The sequence below is a fragment of the Mesorhizobium loti genome (genome assembly GCA_014189435.1).
Taxonomy (GTDB): Bacteria; Pseudomonadota; Alphaproteobacteria; order Rhizobiales; family Rhizobiaceae; genus Mesorhizobium; species Mesorhizobium loti_G.
The window spans coordinates 76,870-99,998 of the sequence record CP050293.1; the positions used below are offsets into that span (position 1 = coordinate 76,870).

Consider the following 23,129-nt stretch of genomic DNA (forward strand, 5'->3'; position numbering starts at 1 on the left):
GTCATGCTCCCATCACGAATGCCTGTTCGCCGACCAGCTTGCGGCGCAGCCAGGCGGAGAACTGGTCGACGATGAAGATCGTCGTGAACAGGAGCAGCACCAAGGCTATCGTCTTGGCGCCGAAGCCGCGCGAGATCGACAGCTTCAGCTCCTCGCCGATGCCGCCGCCGCCGACCGCGCCCATGATGGTGGAAATGCGGACGTTTATCTCGACGCGGAGCAGCGTGTAGGACATGAAGTTGGGCAGCACCTGCGGCAGACCGGCAAAGCGTACCCGCTCGAACCAGTTGGCGCCGACGGCCCTCAGGCCTTCCTCGGCGCGCATGTCGATGTTCTCGTTGATCTCGTAGAAGAGCTTGCCCAGCGCGCCGATCGAATGCAGGCCGATGGCGATGATGGCGGCGATCGGGCCGATCGAGACGATGGCCGCAAACAGGCCGGCGATGACGATCTCGGGAAAGGCGCGCAGCAATTCCATGAAGCGCTTGACGATCAGCCGCAGCACCGGATGCGGCGTCAAATTGCGCGCCGCGATGAAGGAGAACGGCACGGCGAAGACGAAGCCGATGAAGGTCGAAACCAGCGCCACGTTGAGCGTGGTCAGCATCAATTCGAAATATTCAGGGACGTAGAAGCTGCCCCAGACATAGGCGCGGCCAAGCGGAAAGTTGAATTCCTGGGTACCGGTGTCATGCGGGGAAGCGATGTCGAACATCGCCCGCCAGACATCGTTCCAGTCCTTGGGGACGAGCCAGCTCAGGAAATCCAGCAAATGCGGCAGGCGGTCGAAGAAATGCCCGGCATTAGCCTCGTCGGCGAACCACATGGTGCTGCCGAGCGCGACAATGAGCAGGCCGACACCGATGGCGGTGTAGAGCCGGCGCAAGGACGTCTGGCGACGCCAGGCGTCGGCCATCTGGTGAGTGGCGCCGGAATGAGCTGTCACGGAAAGGGTCATGATCGGAGATGCAAAAAGGGCGGTGTCTTGAACACCGCCCTTTTTGATTTCGCCGTTAGCCGCCGATGGCTGCCTTACGGGCTTCGACGATGACGTTGTAGAAGTCCGGCTTCACCGGAACGTAGCCGGTAAAATCGCCGCCTTCGACGCCTTCGAAGCAGGCCTTGTCCTTCTTCGGCAACTGCGTGAAGAAGTTGGCGAGCTTGGCGGTCATGTCGTCGCCGAGCGCGGTGCGCACGACCAGCGGGCCGTTCGGGATCAGGCCCGAGCGCCAGACTTCGACGAAGTCGTTGGGGTCGACGGCGCCCTTGGCGACTTCCTTGTGGAAGGTGCCGGAGGTGTAGCCGTCCTTGAAGTCGCCGATGCCGGAGGAATCGTCCACCGCCACATCGACCTTGCCGTCACGCACGGCCAGGACGTTGTTCTCGTGGCCGCCGTTGAACTGGGTCGAGGCGAAGAACTTTTCGTTCGAAGCGCCGGTGTCCTTCGGGATCTGGGTCAGCGGGATCAGATAGCCGGAGGTTGAATCCGGATCGGCGTAGCCGAGCTTCTTGCCCTTGGCCGACTTGATGTCGGTGATGCCGGAGGATTTCAGCGCCAGGCCGATCGAATAATAGCCGGTGGCGCCGTCGGTCTGCTGGGTGGTGAGGATCGGGGTGACCGCCTTCGGGTCCTTGAGAGCGATGCTGGCATAGCCGGAAGCGCCGAGTTCGGCGAAGTCGAGCGTGCCGCCGAGCAGGCCCTGGATGACGCCGTCATAGTCGGCGGCGGGAAACAGCGAGACCTTCTCGAAGCCGAATTCGGCCTTCAAATGGTCGGCGAGGCACTGGTAGTTGCGCAGCCGGTCGGTTTCGTTTTCACCGCCGAGAATGCCGACGCGAAATTCCTTCATATCGGCGGCATGCGCCATGCTGGTCGCCATGGCGAGCACCGAAACGGCGCCGAAAACCATCTTCCTGAACATCTGTTGTCTCTCCTGTAGGTTCCGGCCCCGCGCCGGCAGCGTTATCGATTTTGACAGGTGCCCTTGACGCGGGCTGGCGATCCAGGCCGCTCTCAGTATCCCGGGAATGCGGGCTCGAGCGGTCCGGCGGATGCGGCGAACTTTGGCTTGAAGGCAACACTGGTCGAGGTGATGGCCTCGGAGATTTCCTGGCCATTGCTGTCGGCGCCATAGACGAGACGCACGGCCTCGCGGTTGAGCTCTTCCGGCGGGCCGTCGAAGACGACCTTGCCGGCGGCCATGCCGATGATGCGGTTGCAATAGGTGCGGGCGGTATCCAGCGTGTGCAGATTGGTGACGACAGTGATGCCTTCGCGCAAATTGATGTCCTGCAGCGAATCCATCACCACCTTGGCGTTGAGTGGGTCGAGCGACGCGATCGGCTCGTCGGCAAGGATCACTCTGGGCTGCTGCATCATGGCGCGGGCAATGGCGACGCGCTGCTGCTGGCCGCCCGACAAGGTGCCAGCGGGCTGCAGCGCGGTGCGGGCGATGTCGAGCCGCTCGAGTGCCGCGACCGCCTCTGCGCATTCGGCGCGAGAGAACATGCCGAACAGGTTGGTGATGGTCGAACGGTGGTTCAGCTTGCCGAGCAGCACATTGGTTAGCACGTCGAGGCGCGGCACCAGGTTGAACTGCTGGAAGATCATGGCGCAGTCACGCTGCCAGCGCCGCAGCGGCGAGCCGCGCAACTGGGAGACCTCGGCGCCGTCAAAAAAAATCGACCCCTGGCTGGGATCGATGAGACGGTTGATCATGCGAAGAAGGGTTGATTTGCCGGCGCCCGAACGGCCGATAATGCCAACCATCTGACCCTGCGGGATTGCGATGTTGATGTCGCTGACGGCGGTATTCTTGCCAAATCGTCGGGTGACACCGCGAATTTCGAGCGTGGCAGAGGTTGCTGGCATGGGGGCAGGTTCCAGTCCGGACCATTGATCGTCAGGCTCTCGCCTAACGCAGCCACATGAACCTGCCGTGTCGCGGTGATGTCAGTTTTGTTACGGTCCACAGGTGTGGAGTTATGGCCGGACCAGGACCAGCAGTTCCTCGAAGTGCTCCATGTCCCTGAAGCTGCAGAAGGCCGGAGCCTTGATTTCGATCACCGGCGCCTGCCGCTCGAAGAGTGCCAGGCCATCATCGAACAGGTCCTGCCATGCGGCCGCCCGATCGTCGGCAAGACGCTGGATCTGGTAGGCGAAGGTGATGTGGAAGACGTAGGCGTCGTGATCGGGATGCCGGTAACCGAACGGCACGGCCAGTGCGTCGCGCCAGGCGCGCATGATGCGCAAATCGTCGTCGGTCGCGCCGGCAACGGTGAGGCCGGTCGGCAGAACTTCGACGACCTTGATGTTGAACGGGCCGAAGCCCTGAAAACCCTTCAGCCGTTCCAGATAGAGGCGGGTCATGGCGTCGATGCTGGTGTCGAGCGGCACGTCATGCGGCCAGTAAGGAAGCCGGCGGCGATATTCGATGATGCCCTGGAACAGCGTCATGTGCAGGCTGGAGACGGGCGTGAAGGCGAGCCGGTCGGCGTCTTGCATCGCCAGCATCTTCTCGCGCACCGCAAGCACCACCGTCTCCGACGGCGAACCGCTGACGAGGTGGCTGACGACCGTGTTGCCGGGCTCGGTCAGGAAACTCCCTGAGGTGTCGTAGCGCGTGCCGAGATGAACCGGCGGCTTCGGATTTGAGCCGGCAAAGAATGCGGCAAGCGACGGTTTGACAGAAACGGACATTGCGATCTCCAGGGAAAGGCCTGCGTCCTGCCCGGGCGATGTGTCAGGGATATGAAACCGGTTCGCCCATGACGATGATGTGAAGACTATCCGCCATGCTTTTCCAGAAAAGCCTCAGCCTCAAGCGAACGAAAATCTTCGAGCGAAGCGCGCAGCCTGGCATGGTCCCAGTCCCACCAGGCGAGCGCCTGGTAGCGTTCGGCGGTGTGGCGATCGAAGCGCTCACGGATCGGCTTTGCCGGCACGCCGCCGACGATGGTGTAGGGGGCGACATCTTTAGAGACCACTGCGCCGGCACCGACCGCGGCGCCATCGCCGACAGTGACGCCGGGCAGGATGGTCGAGCCATGGCCGAGCCAGGTATCATGGCCGATGGTGACGCGTTTGGCGCGGCGCTGGGCGAAGAATTCGCTCTCGTGCTCGGCGTCGTCCCAGTAGTCGGAGGCGCGATAGGTGAAGTGATGCAGCGTCGGCCGCCAGGTCGGGTGGTTGGTGGCGTTGATGCGCACGCTGGCGGCGATGTTGGAAAACTTGCCGATCGTTGCGCACCAGACGGCGCAATCCTGCATCATGTAGGAATAGTCGCCGAGCTCGCTTTCCGACACCCGGCTGCGGTCGGCGATCTCGGTCCAGCGGCCGAGCGTCGAGTTCTGCACGTCCGCCGTCGGGTGGACCAGCGGTGTCTCAGACAATTTCCTCGTCATGCGGCGATTTTTCCCGGCGCGAAAGCGGTGACGTCGATGATGCGGTCGGCAACGGCCTCGCGCACGTCGTGGTCGTGGAAGATGCCGAGCAGGGCGACATCAGCCGCCTTCTTGGCGGCAATGAGTTCGATCACCACGTCGCGGTTTTTGGCGTCGAGCGAGGCGGTTGGTTCGTCAAGCAGCAGGATCGGGTGCTCGGTGATGAAGCCGCGCGCGATGTTGACGCGCTGCTGCTCGCCGCCGGAGAAAGTCGCCGGCGGCAATGCCCAAAGTTTCTCCGGAAGGTTGAGCTGCGCCAGCAAGGCGCGTGCCCTGCCGCGTGCGATCTCGCGATCCTCGCCACGCTCGACCAGCGGTTCGGCGACGACATCGAGCGCCGAGACGCGCGGCACGGTGCGCAGAAACTGGCTGACATAACCGATCGTTTGCCGGCGTATGGCAAGCACGGTGCGCGGGCTGGCGGTGGCGAGGTCGATCAGCCCGTCGTCGTGCGTGACGATGATCTGGCCTTCGTCGACGGCGTAGTTGCCGTAGAGCATCTTCAGGATCGAACTCTTGCCGGCACCCGACGGGCCGCCGAGCACGGTGCATTCGCCGGCCCTGATCGAGAACGAGACACCGGCGATAACAGGCAGCTTGATGCCGTCGCGCAGATGCATGGTGAAGCTCTTGGCGACGTCCGAGACAACGAGCGGGGTCGGCATGGTTACACCTGCAAAATGGAGGAGACGAGGAGCTGGGTATAGGGCGCGCGTGGATCGTCGAGCACGCGGTCGGTGAGGCCGCTTTCGACGACACGGCCGTCCTTCATCACCATCATGCGCTGCGACAACAGCCGCGCCACGGCAAGATCATGGGTGACGACGATGGCCGCGAGACCAAGATCGGTGACTAGGCCGCGCAACAGGTCGAGCAAGCGCGCCTGGACCGAGACGTCGAGGCCGCCGGTGGGCTCGTCCATGAACACGAGCCGTGGACCGGTGACAAGGTTGCGGGCGATCTGCAGGCGCTGGCGCATGCCGCCGGAAAAGGCTCGCGGCTCGTCGTCGATGCGGTCTTCGTCGATCTCGACGCGCGATAGCCAGTCGACGGCGGTGGCGCGGATCTTGCCGTAGTGGCGGTCGCCGACCGCCATCAGCCGCTCGCCGACATTGGCGCCGGCCGATACCGTCATGCGCAGGCCGTCGGCCGGGTTCTGGTGGACAAAACCCCAGTCTGTGCGCATCAGGAAGCGGCGCTCGGCCTCGCTCATGCGGTAGAGCTCGCGGAACTGGCCGTCGCGCATGCGGTAGCTGGCAGTGCCGGAGCTCGGCAGCAGACGCGTCGACAGGCAGTTGAGCAATGTCGTCTTGCCGGAGCCGGACTCGCCGACGACAGCCAGGACTTCACCCGGCCAAAGGTCGAAGGAGACGTTGTCGCAGCCGACGCGCGAGCCATAGAATTTGGAGAGCGCCGAGACGCGCAGCAGCGGTTCGTCGGTCATTGCGCCGGCTCCATGTTTCCTGGGGCAAGAGGGTTTTCCGGGGCAAGGTGGCCGCGATGGCCGTCCGCCCGCCGATTCTCGCAATGGTCTGTGTCCGAGCAGACGAACATGTGGCCGCCATGGTCGTCGAGGATGACCTCGTCGAGATAGACATTCTCGGCCGCGCACAGCGCGCAGGGCTGGTCGAAGGTTTGCACCTCGAACGGATGGTCCTCGAAGTCGAGGCTGACCACTTCGGTAAACGGCGGCACCGCATAGATGCGCTTTTCACGGCCGGCGCCGAACAGCTGCAAGGCCGGTGAGCGGTGCATCTTGGGATTGTCGAATTTCGGCGTCGGCGACGGGTCCATCACATAACGGCCCTCGACCTTGACCGGGTAGGCATAGGTGGTGGCGATGCGGCCGTGCTTCGCAATGTCCTCGTAGAGCTTCACATGCATGAGGCCGTATTCTTCCAGCGCATGCATCTTGCGTGTTTCGGTCTCGCGCGGCTCGAGGAAACGCAAGGGTTCCGGGATCGGCACCTGGTAGACCAGCACCTGGCCAGCCGTCAGCGGATGCTCGGGGATGCGGTGGCGGGTCTGGATGATGGTGGCGCTGGCGGTATCGGTGGTCACCGCGACATTGGCGACCTTCTTGAAGAAGGCGCGGATCGAGACCGCGTTGGTGGTGTCGTCGGCGCCCTGGTCGATGACCTTCAGCACATCATCGGGGCCGATGATCGAAGCGGTGACCTGGACGCCGCCGGTGCCCCAGCCATAGGGCATCGGCATCTCGCGCGAGGCGAACGGCACCTGATAACCGGGGATGGCGATGCCCTTCAGGATCGCCCGGCGGATCATCCTTTTGGTCTGCTCGTCGAGATAGGCGAAGTTGTAGGTGGCGATGTCGGTCATGGCGATCACATCCACATTGTGCTATTGAATTGGCGTCCAGGACGCGGAAACAGGGGCGAATTCAGATGACCTCGACCGGATGGATGCATCTCGGAATTCTGTTGGTGGTCTTCGCCGGCGTCGTTCTCTTTTTCCTTCGGCGCATGATTCTGCCCGCGCCAAAAGAGGGCTCTCAAGGTGAGTCCATGGGCGTCGGCAGTGGTGGCTACTCCGGGTATGACGGCTATGGCGGTCATTCCCACGACGGCGGCGGCAGCCATGGGGGCGTCGGGCACTAAATTCACTCCGCAGCCTCCAATCCCTTGGCGTAGCGCGCCAGCCGCTCATTGAGCGTGCCGGTGTGCAGTTCGAACATGTGGTTGTCGTCGTCGTAGAAATAGATCGAGCGGCCTTCGCCCTCGACACGCGGGCGCGGCGGGCGCATGTCTAGCCCCAGCTTGCCGACGCGCTCGGCGTAGCGGTCGAAATCGGCGTCATCGATCTTGAAGGCGATGTGGTTGTAGCTGCGCTCGGGCAGTGGCTCGCCTTGCATGATGGCGATCCAGATACCGCCGATCAGGAAGAATTTTTCGCGCGACAGCGAGAACTGCTCGGCATCGCTGGCATAGACCTCGCGCGCGTCGAATATGCCCTCGAGGATCTTGGTCATCCGTTCGAGATCGCGGACGATGAAGGTCATGTGAGACAGGCCTTCGATCATTCCGCGGCCTCCCGCTTCTCTTCGACCTTCGCCGGGTTTTCGCGGGCGTCGTATTCGGCGCGCATGCGGCGCACGAGGTCGAGTTCGGCCTGGAAGTCGACATAGTGCGGCAGCTTCAAATGCTCGACGAAGCCGGTCGCCTGGACATTGTCGGAATGCGAGATGACGAACTCCTCGTCCTGGGCGGCAGCGACGACATCCTCGCCGAGTTCGGTTGCGCGCAGCGCCCGGTCGCAGAGCGCCATGGCCATCGCCTTGCGCTCGCTCTGGCCGAAGACCAGGCCGTAGCCGCGGGTGAATTGCGGCGGCGCCTTGGCCGACCCTTTGAACTGGTTGACCATCTGGCACTCGGTGACCCGCACGGTGCCGAGCGGCACGGCGAAGGGCAATTCGGGCACGTCGAGCTCCAGCTCGACCTCGCCGATGCGGATCTCGCCGACGAAGGGATGGTTGCGGGCATAGCCACGCTGCGTGGAATAGCCGAGCGCCAACAGGAAACCCTCGTCGCCGCGCGACAGCGCCTGCAGGCGGATGTCGCGCGCCATCGGGAATTCCAGCGGCTCGCGGGTGATGTCGCCGGGGACATGATCCTGCGGCATGTCGCCGTCCGGCTCGATCAGGCCTTCGCGGGCGAGGATCGCCGAGACGCGCGGCATGGCTTGCGCCTCGGTCCCGCGCCGCAGCGGCTCGGCGACATCGGCGCCGGCGGCAAGCTCGGGATCGAGCAGCCGGTGCGTGTAGTCGAAGGTGGGCCCCAGCAACTGCCCGCCGGGCAGGTCCTTGTAGGTCGCCGAGACGCGCCGCTCGACCAGCATGTTGGCGGTGTCGATGGGCTTGGTGTAGCCGAAGCGCGGCAGCGTGGTGCGATAGGCACGCACCAGGAAGATCGCCTCGATCATGTCGCCGCGCGCCTGGACGATTGCCAGTGCCGCCAGTTCACGATCGTAGAGCGAGCCCTCGCTCATCACCCGGTCGACGCCGAGCGCCAGCTGCTCGACGATCTGGTCGAGGCGAAGGGCCGGCACCGAACGGTCGCCGCGCCGGCGATCGGCAAGCAGGCTGTGGGCGTTGGCGATAGCGGCTTCGCCGCCTTTTACCGCGACATACATTCTTACGCCTCCATCGTCTTGATGCGCGTCGTGCGCGGCAGGCAAGCAATGCCATCAGCGGTGGCGAGGATGATGTCGACGCCGCGCGGAAAGCGCTTGATGTTCTGCTTCCACTGTTCGACGAAATGACGCGGCATCTGTGCCGGCGCGATCGTGGCACTGGTTTCGATGCCGGGGCCTTCGAGCAGCAGCGGCGTGCCGGAGACGAGATCGCTGACGTGCAGGATCAGCGTCGTCGAACGGTCGGGATAGTCCTGCGTGCCCTGCGAAAAGCCGTCCAGCGACATCATCTCGGCCGGCGCGGCGATCAGAGCGAAATGCGCATCGGCCGGCGTGTTGGCCAATGGCGCGCCGGTGTGGAAACCAAGCCAGGATCTGATGGCAGCGGAGGCCTGCAAAGCCGGGTCGAGCCACAGCGGGGTGTCGTTGTCGCAGAGCGCCAGCGCGATAGCGCCGGCGCTTGCCGAGAGCGGCGCCGGCGGGCGGGCGAGAGTCGGTAGCGGCTGTACGCTGCCTGGCCGCGCCATCGCGTCCATGACCGCGCGGAACACGGTCTGGGCATTGAAGACCGGATCGGCGAAACCGCCTTCGATCGATTGTGCTGCAATGTCCATCAGTCTTCTCCGCGAACCATGGTGAAGAAATCCACCTTCGTTGCCGCCGTCTCGGCCCGGCGTTTTTCATGCGCCGTGGTCAAAGCCGACCGCAGAGGCGCTATCAGATTGGTCTCGACCTCATTGCGGCGGGCAGGGTCCTGCCAAAGGGCGTCGGCGATGGCCGCCAGCTTCGCCTTCTGTTTGTCGCGGCCAAGCGCATAGCAATGGCCGACCTGTCCGGAGGGCAGCCGGACCGTGGCGCGGGTGACGGTCGCCTCGCCGACATTGAAGGGCGCGCCGCCACCGCCGATGCGGCCGCGCAGGGTGACGAGACCGGTCTCGGGGCCACGCAGCAGTTCGGCGTCCGAAGGCAGCCCGGCCTCGGTCCAGAGCCGCACGATGTCGTCGCCGCTGGATTGCGCCAGTGTTGCCATGGCGGCCTTGCGCTCGGCCTGGTCGCGGGCTTCCTGTCCTCGCATGAGCAATAGTCCTTGTGGCTAAATTTGTCTATTGATATAGACAACTATACAAATTATACCTACTATCTAGCGCGAGTCCATGACGGGTGGATGACAGGGCTAAAAGGTTGGGGGCAATCAATGGTCGGGCGGCTGACAGCGGACAGCATCGAGCGGCGCAGCGGCGTTTCGCTTTGGCGGCAGATCGCCGACAAGATCCTGCATGCGATCGCCATCGGCGATTTCACGGAGAATGCCGCGCTGCCGCCGGAGGTGGCACTGGCTGAGCGCTATGGTGTCAATCGCCACACGGTGCGCAGCGCCATATCGGCGCTTGTGCAGGAAGGCGTGCTGCGGGCCGAGCAGGGGCGCGGGACCTTCGTGTTGTCGCGCAAGCGGCTGTCCTATCCGATTGGCGCGCGCACACGGTTTTCGACAGGGTTGCAAGGGCAGACGACGGAAAGGCACATCGTCCTGCTCGCCTCGTCGGTTGAGCCGGCCAGCCAGCGCGTCGCCGAGGGGCTGGGTCTTCTCAAGGGAGCCGATGTGATCCGGCTGGAAACGCGCGGCGAAGCCGATGGACGAGCGGTGTCGCGCGCTGCCGGCTGGTTCGATGCCAGGCGCTTTGCCGGCATCGATGCGGCGATGGCGGAGACCGGCTCGATCACCGCGTCGCTGGCCCGTTTCGGCATCGACGATTATCTCAGGCAATCGACCGTGCTGTCGGCGCGCCATGCCGATGCCGCGGACCTTGCCGATCTCGACCTGCAGCCAGGCGCCATCGTGTTGGTCACGGTCGCCGTCAACGTCACGCCGGACGGCCAGCCGATCCAGTTTTCGGAGTCGCGCTTTCCGGCCGAACGGGTGGAACTGAAGCTTTCGGCGCTGTAGGGAGTGCCGGCCCAGCTCGGCCGCGCTCATTTGTCAGCGGCGGCGCGATTGATGAGCGGCTTCCCCCAATCCGTCGCTGCTTCGCAGCGCCACCTTTCCCCTCCGGAGGGAAAGGAAGGGAGCTTTGCTGGACGAGCGTTGACGGCAAAAAGCTTGGCACCTTTCCTCTACCCGGTCGATCGGGGGAGAGGTGGCTCGGCGAAGCCGAGACGGAGTGGGGGTCGACTTGCGCGAGGCGTCGTCAATTCGGGCCGGGTTCACCGTCTGCGATGTTATGACCCCACCTCGATCACAGCCTTTATCAGGCCGGACTTCTCATGCGCCCATCTGGCGAGATCGGTCGGCGTATCGGCAAGCGATGTGCGGTGGGTGACGAGCTTGGCCAGCGGCACGGCGCCGTTGCGGATCGAGGCGGCGACGTGATCGAAGTCGGCGCGCAGTGCGTTGCGGCTGCCGATCAGCGTCATCTCGCGTTTGTGGAATTCCGGATCGGAAAAGCTGATGTCGTCCTTGACGACGGAGACCAGCACCAGTGTCCCGCCATGCGCGACATGGGCGAAGGCCGACTGCACCGACTGGGTGTTGCCGGTGGCGTCGAAGACCACATCGAAGCCTTCGCCTGATGTCGCCTCCCTGACCAGATCGGACACCGCGCCATGCGAGCCGTCGAGGGTCTGGAAACCAAGCTCGCCTGCAGCGAAGTCCAGCCTTTCGCTGCTCATGTCGAGCAGCGTCACGTCGAGCCCGGCGATGCGGGCGAAGATGGCGGTGCCGAGCCCGATCGGGCCAGCGCCGATGACCAGCGTGCGGGCGCCGGGATCGGCGCGTGCGCGCCGCACGGCATGCGCGCCAATCGCCAGGAACTCAACGGCGGCGGCGTCGGCTAGCGACAGGCCGTTTGCCGGGTAGAGATTTTGTCCCGGCACCAGGATGCGTTCGCACATGGCGCCGTCGCGGTGCACGCCGAGCACCTCGATCCTGACGCAGCAATTCGGCTTGCCGTGCCGGCAAGCGATGCACTTGCCGCAGGAAAGATAGGGGTTGATGACGACGGGCTCGCCAACGGCAAGATCGACGCCTTCGCCGGTCTCGACGATCGTGCCCGATACTTCATGGCCCATGATGCGGGGATAGGCGAGGAATGGGTGCTTGCCCTCGAAGATGTGGTAGTCGGTGCCGCAGATGCCGACATGGCTGACCGCCACCAGCGCCCAGCCGGGAGGCGGTGAGTCCGGTGCGGGACGGTCTTCCAGGACAAGGTCGCCGGGTGAGCGGCAGACGACGGCTTTCATGCTTCCATCCAGTCTGTAGTGAAATCGCCAGCCCGGCGTCATGTCGGCCGGCGATTGATTGGGTTGGCTCACTTGCCGCGGCGGCGCAGCCCGTCGAAATAGACGATGATGATGATCAGCGCGCCGGTGATGATGCGCTGCCAGAACGAGTTGACGTTGAGCAGGTTGGCGCCGTTGTTGATGGTGGCCAGGATGAAGGCGCCAAGCAATGGTCCGTGCACCGAGCCGACGGCGCCGAACAGCGAGGTGCCGCCGATGACCGACGAGGCGATCGCCTGCAATTCCCAGCCCTCGGCCTGGGTCGGATTGCCGATGCCGATGCGGGCGGCCAGCAATACGCCGACGAAGGCCGCGCAGAGGCCCGACAGCGTGTAGGCCATGTAGATGGTGCGCTGGACATTGACGCCGGACAGGCGCGAGGCCTCGGCGTTGGAGCCGACCGAGAACAGATACCGGCCCCAGCGGCTGTGATGCAGGAAGACATAGGCCGGAATGCCGACCAGGATCACCATCCAGAACAAATTGGGGATGCCGATAAAGGAATTGCGCGAGAACGCGGTGAAAGTGTCGCTGTTGATGTTGATCGAATTGCCGTTGGTCATCAAAAGGCCGATGCCACGCAGCGAGGTCAGCGTCGCCAGCGTGATGATGAAGGGCGGCAGGCCCATCTTGACGATGCCGAAGCCGTGGAACATGCCGATGGCAACACCGACCAGCAGCGTCACCAGGATGGCGAGCCAGATGGGGAAGCCGGCATTGATCATCATGGCGACAACGACCGTGGCGAAGCCGACCACGGCGCCGACCGACAGGTCGATGCCGCCGGTGATGATGACGAAGGTCTGGCCGACCGCCATGATGGCGATCATCGAACCCTGACGCAAAAGATTGGCGATGTTGTTGCCCGAGGCGAAGCTCGGCGTCGCCACGGAAAGCACGATCCAGAGCAGCACCAGCAGCGCCAAAAGCGTCAGCCCAAACAGGACGTTATAGTTGCGCTTCGGTTTTTCGACAGCAATCGCCTCGGTGCTCATATCTGTCCTCCCAGCTTTTCTTGTTTCTCGGCGAGCGCCTGCGTGAGAATGTCCTCGTGGCTGGCGGCGCGGAAACCGTGCGTCGCCACCAGTTTGCCGCGCCGGAACACATGCAGCGTGTCGGCGAGCTCATAGACTTCCGGCAGATAGGACGAGATCAGGATGATGCCGGCGCCTTTCGACAGCAGCGCGCCGAACAGGCGGTAGATCTCGGCCTTGGTGCCGACATCGACACCGACCGTCGGCTCGTCGAAGATGAACAGCTTGGCGCCATGCGCCAGCCACTTGCCGATGACGATCTTCTGCTGGTTGCCGCCCGACAGGCTGGACGCCAGCGCGCCGCGCGTCGGCGTCTTGATGCGCAGATCGGCGATCTGGCGATCGGCCTGCGTCTTCTCCTGCGCGCCCGAAATCAGCAAATTGTTCGAAATGCGCTTGTAGATCGGCAGGTTGAGATTGAGGCCGACCGGCAGGTTGAGGCAAAGCCCCTGGTCGCGGCGGCTTTCCGGCGCCAGCGCCATGCCGAGCTTGATCGCGTCATGCTCGGACTTGACCTGGACATCCTTGCCTTCCCAGAGGATCTGGCCGGCGGACTTGCGGTGGCGGCCGTAAAGCGTGGTGACGAATTCGCTGCGCCCGGCGCCGATCAGGCCATAGAGTCCGACGATCTCGCCGGCGCGAACCGTCATCGAGACATCCTCGAAGCCCTTGCCCGACAGGTTTCTTGCCTCGATGATCGCGGCACCCGGCGTGAAATGCTCCTTGTGATAAACCTGCTCGATCGAGCGATTGATCATCATCTTGACCAGCTCGGCATCGTTGGTCTCGGCGATGTTGCGGGTGCCGACCAGCGTGCCGTCACGCAGCACGGAAACTCGGTCGGCCAGTTCGAACACCTCCTCCATGCGGTGGCTGATGTAGATGATCGTCACGCCTTCGCCCTTCAGCCTGCGGATCAGGGTGAAAAGCTGGTCGGCCTCCTTGCGGGTGAGGTAGGCGGTCGGCTCGTCGAAGATCAGGAACTTGGTGCCGCGCACGGTGGCGCGGGCCGCTGCAATCAGCTGCTGCTGGCCGATGGTGAGGTCGCCCAGCGTGACATGCGCCGGCAGGTCGAAGCCGAGATCGTCGATGATCTTCTGCGCTTGCCTGACCATGGCGCGCTGCTGCAGGATGCCGAAGCGCGAATTCTCCTCGCCGAGGAACATGTTGGCGGCCACCGTCAGGTGACGGCACAGCACGACTTCCTGGTGCACGGCGTTGATGCCGAGCGCCATCGCCTCATGCGGTGTCGCGAGGGCAGCCGGCTGGCCTTCCCAGATAACCTCTCCGGAGGTGCGCGGCATGACGCCGGTCAAAAGTTTGATGAGCGTGGATTTGCCGGCGCCGTTCTCGCCGACGATGGCGTGGATCTCGCCGGATTTGAAAGCAAGATTGACCGGCTTCAGCGCGTGGGTGCCGGGATAGCGCTTCTCCAGCCCGCGCAATTCGAGGATGGTCCGCCCCGGTTCCAGCACGGGTGCGGGATGCAGTTCCTGCGCTGTCGAAATCATGACAATCCTCCCAGATTGGCCGCACGATTGGCACGCGGCGAGGCAAGGATATGCCTCGAAAACAGCCTAGCTTAAGCTTGTGGATTGCCAAGCCGTTTGTGCCGGCAGCTTATATCTCCGGGGCGCGGCGCCCCGGAGACGATTTCGGATGCGACGGCTTAGAGCTTCGGGTTGAGCAGCGCGTCGATCTTGGGGTCCTTCATGTTGTCCTTGGTCACCAGATTGGCGCCGGTGTCGACATTGGCCTCGACCTTTTCGCCCTTCGAGGCGGCAAGCGCGGTCTTGATGCCATCATAGCCCATCCGGTAGGGATCCTGGACGACGAGGGCGGAAATGACGCCGTCATTGAGGAACTTGATCAGCTTCTCGTCGCTGTCGAAACCGACCAGCGCCAGCTTGCCGCCAAGGTTGTTTTCGGCGACAGCCTGACCGACGCCCTGCGCCATGATCAGGTTGGAGGCGAAGATGCCCTTGAGGTTCGGGTTGGCGGTGATCAGATCGGTGGCGATGTTGAGGCCGGTGGTGGCCTGGCCGTCGGCATATTTGTCGGCGACCAGCTTGAGGCCCGGATATTTGGCGGCCAGCTGTTCAGTGAAGCCCTGCTTGCGCTGTTCGAGCGAGCCGGCGCCCGGTGCGTTGGTAATCAGGGCGACGTCGCCCTCGATCTTGCCGCCGTTGGCGGCGCCGATGGCGGCTGCGAGGCCGTCGGCAGCGACGCGGCCGCCCTGCACATTGTCGGTGGTCAGGAACGAGGTGAAGGCCTTGGAGTCGGCGCCGGAGTCGATGCCGATAACCTTGACCTTGGCAGCGGCTTCATCGATCGGCTTGCCAAGCGCCTTGAACTCGGTCGGCGCAATGACGATGGCCGCCGGGTTGCTGGCAACGGCGTTCTCGAGGATCGAGACCTGGCCGTTGACGTCGGTTTCAGCCTGGGCGCCGAGTTCCGGCACGTTGACGCCGAGATCCTTGCCGGCCTTGCGGGCGCCGGCCAGAACGATCTGCCAGTAGAAGGACGTGGTGTCCTTGACGATGATCGGAATGGTCACGTCGGCCGCCGAAACCGGCGCCGAGTGCATGACGCCGGCGAGCATCGAAGCTGCTGCCAGCGCCATGACGGCGCGGCGGTTGAGAATGCTGGTCACGAATTTCATGAGGTTCCTCCCTAAGTCGCCCGGTGAACGTTACGGAAGCTCCGTCCGGATAGGCGCGGCCCGAACAGAACTTTATCAATAAAAAACAGTTGCCATGTTTTGATAGTGCATCGGTCCAGCCGATGCAAGCGGCGTTTCACGCCAGTCTGCCGAGGTCTGGCAGGGGCAGGTTGCGCGCCGCTCCTCCCTTGCCGTCGTCAAACGCTCCCGTTTCCGTTCCGCGAGTCTATGGAATATTAATTCCACATATTCGTCAATATGGAATGTTCATTCTTTCTGTGGGATCGCAAGAATGTGAAGCCCGGATCACCGTTCACTGCGGGTGGATACGCGTTTCACGCCAGCTCCTGCACCAGCGTATAGGGGCGATATTTGGCGTATTCCGTCTCCGGTACGTCGATGTCGAGCAGGTCGAGATTGCGCGCCAGATTTGCCAGCTTGGCGGTGCCGGTCAGCACGGTGGCGACCGCGGGTTCATGCAAGGGGAACTGGAACGCCGCGGCGGGCAGCGGATAGCCGCCCTCGGCGGCGATCCTTTCCATCGCTCCGACGCGGTCGAGCACGTCATGGCTGGCAGGGCGGTAATCGAAATGCGCGCCTTGCACCGGTCCGGTCGCCAGGATGCCGGAGTTGAACACGCCGCCGATGACCAAGGACGTCTGTTGCGCCCGGCATAGCGGCAGCAACTCCGCTTCGGCGCTGCGGTCGAGCAGGGAATAGCGGCTGGCAAGCAGGATGCAGTCGAGTGGCGCCTCGCGCATCACGTCGAGACAGATCTGCACCTCGTTGACGCCAAGCCCATAGGCGGCAATGACGCCGGATCGCTTCAGCTCCTCGAGTGCCTTGAGGCCGCCATCCATCAGCTCGCGAAAGTGCAGCTTGTTCTTCTCGACGCCATGGGTGTAGGCGCCGATGTCGTGGACAAACAGGATGTCTATCCTGTTCAGGCCAAGCCGCGCATAGCTGAATTCGACCGACCGCATGATGCCGTCATAGGAATAGTCGTAGTCGAGCGCGAAGGGCAGCGGATCGACATAGGAGTGATCCGGAACCTGGTCTTCCGGCACCGGGCGAAACAGACGGCCGACCTTGGTGGACAGCACATAGGAATCGCGCGGCTTGTAGCGCAAGAAGTCGCCGAAGCGGCGCTCAGACAGGCCGAAACCGTAGAAGGGTGCGGTGTCGAAATAGCGCAGGCCGGCATCCCAGGCGCCTTGCAGCGTCTCCATCGCCGCCTCGCGCGAACAGGCGCGGTAGAGACCGCCAAGCGCGGCGCCGCCGAAGCTGACCTCGGTGACCTCTAGAGCTGTCTGACCGATGCGGCGTCTTTCCATGCACAACCTCCCCGTTGCCCGCCACTGACCGGCGCGGCAGTCTACTTTATATCAGTACAATCTAAAGTGTTGCGCCAAGATGCCAGGGCACGAACTCGTTGTCGCCGTAGCCGAAATCCTCGCTCTTGGTCTTTCGGCCGGAAGCCGTCTCGACGATCAGTTCGAAGATCTCGCGGCCCATGCCGGCGATGGTCTTTTCACCGGAGGCGATGACGCCGCAGTTGACGTCCATGTCCTCTTCCATCTGGTGATACATGGTCGAGTTGGTGGCGACCTTGATCGACGGCGTCGGGCGGCAGCCGAAGCAGGAGCCGCGGCCGGTGGTGAAGACGATGACATTGGCGCCGCCCGCCACCTGGCCAGTGGCCGAAACCGGGTCGTAGCCGGGTGTGTCCATGAAGACCAGGCCGCTGCCGGTGACTTTTTCGGCATAGCCGAAGACACCGTTGAGCGGCGTCTGGCCGCCCTTGGCGACCGCGCCAAGCGACTTTTCCAGGATGGTGGTGAGGCCGCCGCGCTTGTTGCCGGGCGAGGGGTTGTTGTCGATCGAGGCGCCATGCTTGGCGACGTGATCCTCCCACCACTTCACGAAGCCGTCGAGCTTCTGCGCGATCTCCGGCGTTGCCGCGCGGTAGGCGAGCAGATGCTCGGCGCCGTAGATCTCCGTGGTCTCGGAGAGGATGCCGATGCCGCCGACGCCGGCCAGGATGTCGACGGCGGCGCCCAGCGCCGGATTGGCCGTGATGCCCGACATGCCGTCGGAACCGCCGCATTGCAGGCCGACGACGATCTCGCTGACCGGGATCGGCTCACGCTTCAATTGGCCGACTTCCTCGGCGATTTCGGCCAGCACCAGCATCGCCTTTTCGACCGATTTGCGCGAACCGCCGGCGTCCTGGATGTTGAAGTGGCGTTTGCCGGCAGCGACGCCCTTCTGGCCGTAGAGGGTGAGTTGATTGACCTCGCAGCCGAGGCCGACCATCAGCACGCCGCCGAAATTCGGGTGGCGGGCATAACCGGCCAATGTGCGGTGCAGCACCATCATGCCATCGCCGGTGCCGCTCATGCCGCAGCCCTGGCCATGGACGATCGGCACGAAGCCGTCGATGCCGGGATATTTCGGCAGCAGGGTCCGGTTGGCGGTGTCGGCGATGGAATGGCAGACGGTGGCCGAGCAATTGACGCTGGCAACGATGCCGATGAAATTGCGCGTGCCGGCGCGGCCATCGGCGCGGCGATAGCCCATGAAGGTGCGGGCGCGGTCGGCCTCCGTCGCGTGCTCGGCCTCGCTCGGCGGCACGACCGGCAAGCGGCCGGATTCGAAAACCAGATTGTGCGAATGAACGTGCTCGCCCGCTGCAATATCCTGTGTCGCGCGACCGATCGCCTGGGCGTATTTCACCACCGCCTCGCCGGCGGCGATCGGCTTGATCGCCACCTTGTGACCGGGCTCGATCAACACACTGGCGACGGCGCCGCCTGGCAACACGGTGCCGATCTCGATGCGGCCGTTGGCGACGGCGACATTGTCGGCGGGGGACAGAAGAATGCAGTTGGAGGCGTTCACGGGCGGTTTCCTGGGTGATCCTGGGTTGCGCGGGCGGATTGACACGCGCCTGTTTAAAGCTAATGTCTTTTATCGTGAAAAAACAGTTTTGCGTCAATTGTTTTTTCGCTGGGGAGTTCCGCATGTCCTTGGGTGTTTTGGAAAGCGATTTCGCTTTTCAGGGTAATGGGAACGTCATATTGCGCTTCAAGCCGGGCGCTGCAAGCGACGGCGTGCAACGGGTCAGGGATGTCGAAGAGCAACAACGTCTACAAGGATGCCTACAACCGCTGCCTGCGGCTGCTCGATGAAACGCGCAGCCTGCCTTCGGAGCCGGAACTGGGCACCTTGCTTGGCGTCAGCCGCACCACCGTGCGCACCATTCTTGCGCGCATGGAAGAGACCGGGCTGATCGCCTGGAACAAGCGCGCCAAGACGGTGCTGCGCGAACCGCGTCCGGATGATTTCTTCCCCGAGGAGGAAACAGACACGCTGGCCGAGATCATCGAGCGGTCGTTCATGCGCAGGCTGCTCGCCGGCGGCGCCGAGGCCGGCATGCAGATCAACGAACTCGAACTGGCGCGTGAGATCGGCGTCGGCACCACCAGCGTGCGCGAGTTCCTGATCCGCTTCTCCCGTTTCGGCCTGATCGAGAAGCGCCGCAACAGCCATTGGGTGCTGAAGGGTTTTACGCGCGCCTTCGCGCTGGAGCTGACCGAGATCCGCGAAATGTTCGAACTGCGTTCGGCGGCCGCCTTTGCCGCACTGCCGCAGGACAGCGCGGTCTGGGTCGATCTCGACCGCCTGGAAGATGAGCATCGCCAGCTGGCAAGCGAGATCGCCACTCGCTTCAACGAGTTCTCCGAGCTGGACGAGCGCTTCCACCGGCTCATCCACCGGGCATCGCACAACCGCTTCATCGTCGATTTCTACGATGTCATCGCCATGATCTTCCACTACCACTACCAGTGGAACAAGGCGCAGGAACGCGAGCGCAACGCAGTCGCGATCGGTGAACATCTGGCCTATATCGAGGCGCTGAAATCGCGCGACCTCGGCAAGGTCGATGCCGCCTGCCGCAAGCACCTGAAGTCGGCGCGCCAGACCTTGCTGACCTCGATCCCGGAGAGCCGGTCGCCACAAAAATCCTGAGCCGCGTCGCGGCCCGGAGTCTTGTTTCATGCATGTCGTTGTCCCAAAACCGCTGCGCACTTTTGGGCGACATGCATTGATATGCCGCGTTGCCGCAGCATCGAATTGGCGATTTTCCACCCGCTGGCCGCGTGCTAGGTATGTTGGGTTGCTGCGAAGAGGCAGGGCTTTGAACATACCAAGGAGACGATGGAGCATGCCGGTCGCGCTTGTCGCGGCCTATCTGTTGTTGCTCCAGTCGACGCTTGGTGCATTCGCCTTCGGCGCCGGCCCCAATGCATCGCAGCTCGATGCCTTTGGCAACGTCATCTGTACCCATGAGGGCGCAACCCAGCTGCCCGGCGGCAACCAGTCGCCATCCCATCTGCCCGCATGCTGCGTGCTCGGCTGCAGCATGGTTTCGTCGGCCTTTGCGCCGCCGCCCGATGCCGGCCTGGCGCTGGGCAGTCTTTCCTTTGAAGCAGTCGCCTTTGTCTTCCCGGCGGCCATCCATCTCGACTTCGCGCGTGAGCGCTCGCCGTCGAACCCGCGCGCGCCGCCGCCGACGGCCTGAGCCTGTTTGCCCGGCGGAACTTTTCGTGGGCGTACCCATCCAAAGATCAAACTGCTCGCGACCGGCAACGGCGCGACCATCACTTCATGGAGCAACCATGTCCTTTTTTTCCCTGACGCCGCGCGTCCCGTGCTCGGCAGTATTCTACGCAGCATCGAAGAGCGTGTCGGCATTGCCGTGCTGGCTCTTGCGCTGTCGTTCGTCGGCGCCCCGTCCGTCTTTGCGCATGAGTTCAAGCTTGGCGATCTCGAGATCGGCCACCCCTGGTCGCGTGCCACACCAGCCGGTGCCAAGGTGGCCGGCGGCTATTTCACCATCACCAACAACGGCACTGCGCCGGACCGGTTGGTGTCGATTTCCTCGGACGTCTCCGAAAAGGCCGAGCTGCATGAGATGGGCGTCAAGGACGGCGTCATGACCATGCGTCCGGTTGCCGGCGGCCTGGAAATTCCGGCCGGCGGCAAGGTCGCCCTTGCACCCGGCGGCTATCATCTGATGTTCATCGGCCTGAAGCGGCAACCCAAGCAGGGCGAGAAGTTTTCCGCCACGCTGACCTTCGAAAAGGCCGGCGCCGTCAGCGTCGATTTCGCCGTCGAAGGCATGGGCGGTGGCGCCATGGATGATCACGCCAATTGAACCGGCCAGTTAGACAATTTTGAAGATCCGAGGGACCATCATGAATAAGTATCTTTTGGCGGCCGGGGCGTTTCTCGTCCTGGGAACCAGTGCCGCCTTCGCGCATATCACGCTCGAAACCCAGGAAGCGGCCGTCGGCTCGACCTACAAGGCCGTCCTGCGCGTGCCGCATGGCTGCGACGGCAAGGCGACGACCGCCGTGCGTGTGCAGATCCCGGAAGGCGTGATCGCCGTGAAGCCGATGCCGAAGCCTGGCTGGACGCTGCAGACCAAGAAAGGCAAATACGACAGATCCTACCAGCTCTATGGTCAGGCGGTGACCGATGGGGTCAAGGAAGTCGACTGGAGCGGTGGCAGCCTGCCGGATGAATTCTACGACGAGTTCGTCTTCCGTGCGACGCTGACGGCCGATCTCCCGCTGGGCCAAAAACTTTACTTCCCGGTGGTGCAGGAATGCGACGGCGCTGCTGATCGCTGGATCGAGATCCCGGCAGCCGGTCAGGACGAGGACGCGCTGGAAAACCCGGCACCCGGCATCAAGCTGCTGCCGAAGAAATGATCGTTCGAGCGGCGCGCTTTGAAGAGCGCGCCGCCATTTTTCACGGCGGTGACATGAGCACGACCTCCTTCCTGCAAACGGCTTGCATGACCGGCAAACGCGCCGGCCGGCTTGTCGTCGGCCTGTTGGCCATGATCGTGTTTCTTGCCAGCCTTGCCGTGCCAAATCAGGCCTTTGCCCATGCCGCGCTGATCAAGACCGATCCGGCCGACGGCGCGGTGCTGGAACAGGGGCCGGCACAGTTCTCGCTGACCTTCAGCGAGCCGGTGTCGCCGCTGGTGCTGACCTTGGTGAAACCCGACGGCACGCCGGTTCCGCTGACCGCCTTCCGCCTCAGCGACCAGACCGTCGAGATCGACAATCCGCAGCCGCTCAAGTCCGGCACGCATGTCTTGAGCTGGCGTGTCATCTCCGCCGACGGTCATCCCGTCGGCGGATCGCTGCTGTTTTCAATCGGCGCGCCAAGCGAACCGCCAGCCGTATCCGAAGCCGTCGACTGGCCGTTGCGGTCGGCGATCTGGGTCGGCAAGATCTTCCTCTATATCGGGCTTTTCCTCGGCGTTGGCGGCGCCTTCGCGCTTGCCTGGCTGACCCGAGGTGACCGCGCCGGACAGCGCTTCGTTGCAGCCGCAATCCTGGGCGGGCTGATCGCGGCACCGCTGTCACTTGGCTTACAGGGGCTTGATGCGCTCGGGGCGCCGCTCTCGCATCTGGCGCAGCCGATCATCTGGCGGACCGGGCTCGGCACCAGTTTCGGTTGGACGGTCCTGGTCGCCCTGATCGCGCTGGGGCTTGGCCTGCTGTCGCTGGCCGGGCCCCGCGCCACCGCCAAACCATTGGCGCTGGCCGGGGTGGCCGGGGTGGGGATTGCCCTTGCCGCCAGCGGGCACGCCAGTGCCGCCGAACCGCAATGGCTGACACGGCCGATGGTGTTCCTGCACGGCGTCGGCATCGCCTTCTGGGCCGGCGCGCTGGTGCCGCTCGGCTTGGCGCTGAAAGGGCAATCGGCGGCGGCCGCGCCATTCCTGCGGCGGTTTTCTCGCCTGATCCTGCCTGTGGTGGCCGTGCTTGCCGCTGCCGGCATCGTGCTTGCCGTCATCCAGGTGCAGACGCCGACGGCGTTGGTCAACACCGCCTATGGCCGGCTGCTGCTGATCAAGCTGGGACTGCTGGTCTTTCTCTTCACGCTCGCCGCCGTCAACCGCTGGAAACTAACCGCGTCGGCCGCGGCCGGATCGACAGAGGTGCAACGCAGGCTCTCCCGCTCGATCGGCGTCGAACTGCTGATCGTGCTGGCTATCTTCGGCGTTGCCGCGGGCTGGCGCTTCACACCGCCGCCGCGGGCACTGGCGATCGCCGCGGCGCAGCCGGTCTCGGTCCATATCCACGCGTTGCAGGCGATGGCGGATCTCAGCATCACGCCTGGCCATGCCGGACCGGTTGTCGCCTCGATGATCATCATGAGCGGTGACTTCGGCCCGCTCGACGCCAAGGAGGTGACGCTGGTGCTGTCGAAGCCCGATTCCGGCATCGAGCCGCTGAAGCGCGCCGCGACCAAGCCCGGCGACGGCAGCTGGCGTGTCGACAACCTTGTTATCCCGGTGCCCGGCCGGTGGACGGTACGCATCGACATCCTGGTCACGGACTTCGAGATGGTGAAGATCGAAGCGCCCGTCGACATCAGGCCGTGACCGCCGGGCGCTTCCATGCCGAACTCATCATCGTCTGCGGCAACACAATTCGGAGAGGCGGTTGACGCGGCCCGAAAGGCCCGTCAATCATCCC

At 63.9% G+C, this 23,129-nt stretch carries 25 protein-coding genes; 7 read left to right on the plus strand and 18 right to left on the minus strand.

Translation table 11 applies throughout. The features are described 5' to 3' along the window. Position 1: 1 nt before the first annotated feature. From phnE to HB777_00415, 8 genes are all read right to left on the minus strand, one after another. On the minus strand, positions 2-958 hold the full coding sequence (gene phnE / locus HB777_00380) for a phosphonate ABC transporter, permease protein PhnE (GenBank protein ID QND62510.1): 957 nt from the start codon (positions 956-958) through the stop codon (positions 2-4). Positions 959-1,013: 55 nt separating this feature from the next. Further along, positions 1,014-1,922, minus strand: a complete 909-nt coding sequence (gene phnD, locus HB777_00385) for a phosphonate ABC transporter substrate-binding protein (GenBank protein ID QND62511.1) — start codon at positions 1,920-1,922, stop codon at positions 1,014-1,016. A 92-nt stretch (positions 1,923-2,014) separates the two neighbouring features. After that, positions 2,015-2,872 carry a phosphonate ABC transporter ATP-binding protein gene (phnC, locus tag HB777_00390; GenBank protein QND62512.1) on the minus strand — a complete coding sequence of 286 codons (858 nt, stop codon included), beginning with the start codon at positions 2,870-2,872 and terminating at the stop codon, positions 2,015-2,017. Between the two features lie 111 nt (positions 2,873-2,983). Continuing rightward, positions 2,984-3,700 carry a DUF1868 domain-containing protein gene (locus HB777_00395; GenBank protein ID QND62513.1) on the minus strand — a complete coding sequence of 239 codons (717 nt, stop codon included), beginning with the start codon at positions 3,698-3,700 and terminating at the stop codon, positions 2,984-2,986. 86 nt (positions 3,701-3,786) lie between these two features. After that, positions 3,787-4,404: an acetyltransferase gene (locus tag HB777_00400; protein ID QND62514.1), complete on the minus strand. Its 618-nt coding sequence runs from the start codon at positions 4,402-4,404 to the stop codon at positions 3,787-3,789. Then, the gene (gene phnL / locus HB777_00405; protein QND62515.1) at positions 4,401-5,108 is read right to left on the minus strand and encodes a phosphonate C-P lyase system protein PhnL; all 708 of its coding nucleotides are present in this window, start codon (positions 5,106-5,108) and stop codon (positions 4,401-4,403) included. Before phnL ends, HB777_00400 begins: the two co-directional genes overlap by 4 nt. 2 nt (positions 5,109-5,110) lie before the next feature. Then, positions 5,111-5,887 carry a phosphonate C-P lyase system protein PhnK gene (phnK, locus tag HB777_00410; GenBank protein ID QND62516.1) on the minus strand — a complete coding sequence of 259 codons (777 nt, stop codon included), beginning with the start codon at positions 5,885-5,887 and terminating at the stop codon, positions 5,111-5,113. After that, positions 5,884-6,783 (minus strand): alpha-D-ribose 1-methylphosphonate 5-phosphate C-P-lyase PhnJ, encoded by a 900-nt coding sequence (locus HB777_00415; GenBank protein QND62517.1) that lies wholly within the window; start codon positions 6,781-6,783, stop codon positions 5,884-5,886. Before HB777_00415 ends, phnK begins: the two co-directional genes overlap by 4 nt. A gap of 65 nt (positions 6,784-6,848) precedes the next feature. On the opposite strand from HB777_00415, the gene HB777_00420 reads away from it, so the two are divergent. Next, positions 6,849-7,061, plus strand: a complete 213-nt coding sequence (locus HB777_00420; GenBank protein QND62518.1) for a hypothetical protein — start codon at positions 6,849-6,851, stop codon at positions 7,059-7,061. Between the two features lie 2 nt (positions 7,062-7,063). Here the strand turns inward: HB777_00420 and fosX are convergent, their stop codons facing one another. From fosX to phnG, 4 genes are read right to left on the minus strand one after another with little or no spacing between them, the layout of a single operon-like run. Beyond that, entirely contained in the window at positions 7,064-7,483 is a 420-nt protein-coding gene (gene fosX / locus HB777_00425; GenBank protein QND62519.1) for a FosX/FosE/FosI family fosfomycin resistance thiol transferase, read from the minus strand. Then, entirely contained in the window at positions 7,480-8,592 is a 1,113-nt protein-coding gene (locus HB777_00430; protein QND62520.1) for a carbon-phosphorus lyase complex subunit PhnI, read from the minus strand. Before HB777_00430 ends, fosX begins: the two co-directional genes overlap by 4 nt. Positions 8,593-8,594: 2 nt before the next feature. After that, positions 8,595-9,206, minus strand: a complete 612-nt coding sequence (gene phnH, locus HB777_00435; GenBank protein ID QND62521.1) for a phosphonate C-P lyase system protein PhnH — start codon at positions 9,204-9,206, stop codon at positions 8,595-8,597. Then, positions 9,206-9,667: a phosphonate C-P lyase system protein PhnG gene (gene phnG / locus HB777_00440; GenBank protein ID QND62522.1), complete on the minus strand. Its 462-nt coding sequence runs from the start codon at positions 9,665-9,667 to the stop codon at positions 9,206-9,208. Before phnG ends, phnH begins: the two co-directional genes overlap by 1 nt. Positions 9,668-9,787: 120 nt before the next feature. On the opposite strand from phnG, the gene phnF reads away from it, so the two are divergent. Beyond that, positions 9,788-10,537 (plus strand): phosphonate metabolism transcriptional regulator PhnF, encoded by a 750-nt coding sequence (gene phnF / locus HB777_00445; GenBank protein QND62523.1) that lies wholly within the window; start codon positions 9,788-9,790, stop codon positions 10,535-10,537. Positions 10,538-10,809: 272 nt separating this feature from the next. Here phnF and HB777_00450 read toward each other — a convergent pair whose 3' ends face one another. From HB777_00450 to HB777_00475, 6 genes are all read right to left on the minus strand, one after another. Next, positions 10,810-11,829: a zinc-binding alcohol dehydrogenase family protein gene (locus tag HB777_00450; protein QND62524.1), complete on the minus strand. Its 1,020-nt coding sequence runs from the start codon at positions 11,827-11,829 to the stop codon at positions 10,810-10,812. 68 nt (positions 11,830-11,897) lie between these two features. Then, positions 11,898-12,863, minus strand: coding sequence for an ABC transporter permease (locus HB777_00455; protein ID QND62525.1), 966 nt, complete (start codon positions 12,861-12,863; stop codon positions 11,898-11,900). After that, positions 12,860-14,413: a sugar ABC transporter ATP-binding protein gene (locus HB777_00460; protein ID QND62526.1), complete on the minus strand. Its 1,554-nt coding sequence runs from the start codon at positions 14,411-14,413 to the stop codon at positions 12,860-12,862. Before HB777_00460 ends, HB777_00455 begins: the two co-directional genes overlap by 4 nt. A 158-nt stretch (positions 14,414-14,571) precedes the next feature. Further along, entirely contained in the window at positions 14,572-15,564 is a 993-nt protein-coding gene (locus tag HB777_00465) for an ABC transporter substrate-binding protein (GenBank protein QND62527.1), read from the minus strand. Between the two features lie 335 nt (positions 15,565-15,899). Beyond that, a complete protein-coding gene (locus tag HB777_00470; protein QND62528.1) occupies positions 15,900-16,898 on the minus strand; it encodes an aldo/keto reductase in 999 nt (332 codons plus the stop codon). A 61-nt stretch (positions 16,899-16,959) separates the two neighbouring features. Then, positions 16,960-18,465 (minus strand): altronate dehydratase, encoded by a 1,506-nt coding sequence (locus tag HB777_00475; protein QND62529.1) that lies wholly within the window; start codon positions 18,463-18,465, stop codon positions 16,960-16,962. Positions 18,466-18,693: 228 nt separating this feature from the next. Between HB777_00475 and HB777_00480 the strand changes: the two genes are divergently transcribed. From HB777_00480 to HB777_00500, 5 genes are all read left to right on the plus strand, one after another. Then, positions 18,694-19,596, plus strand: a complete 903-nt coding sequence (locus HB777_00480) for a GntR family transcriptional regulator (protein ID QND62530.1) — start codon at positions 18,694-18,696, stop codon at positions 19,594-19,596. Between the two features lie 196 nt (positions 19,597-19,792). Continuing rightward, a complete protein-coding gene (locus HB777_00485) occupies positions 19,793-20,149 on the plus strand; it encodes a hypothetical protein (GenBank protein ID QND62531.1) in 357 nt (118 codons plus the stop codon). Positions 20,150-20,278: 129 nt separating this feature from the next. Further along, complete coding sequence (locus HB777_00490) at positions 20,279-20,785, plus strand: copper chaperone PCu(A)C (protein QND62532.1); 507 nt, start codon at positions 20,279-20,281, stop codon at positions 20,783-20,785. A gap of 40 nt (positions 20,786-20,825) precedes the next feature. Continuing rightward, positions 20,826-21,344: a YcnI family protein gene (locus tag HB777_00495; GenBank protein ID QND62533.1), complete on the plus strand. Its 519-nt coding sequence runs from the start codon at positions 20,826-20,828 to the stop codon at positions 21,342-21,344. 53 nt (positions 21,345-21,397) lie between these two features. Beyond that, positions 21,398-23,035 carry a copper resistance protein CopC gene (locus HB777_00500; GenBank protein QND62534.1) on the plus strand — a complete coding sequence of 546 codons (1,638 nt, stop codon included), beginning with the start codon at positions 21,398-21,400 and terminating at the stop codon, positions 23,033-23,035. The last annotated feature ends 94 nt before the right edge of the window (positions 23,036-23,129 follow it).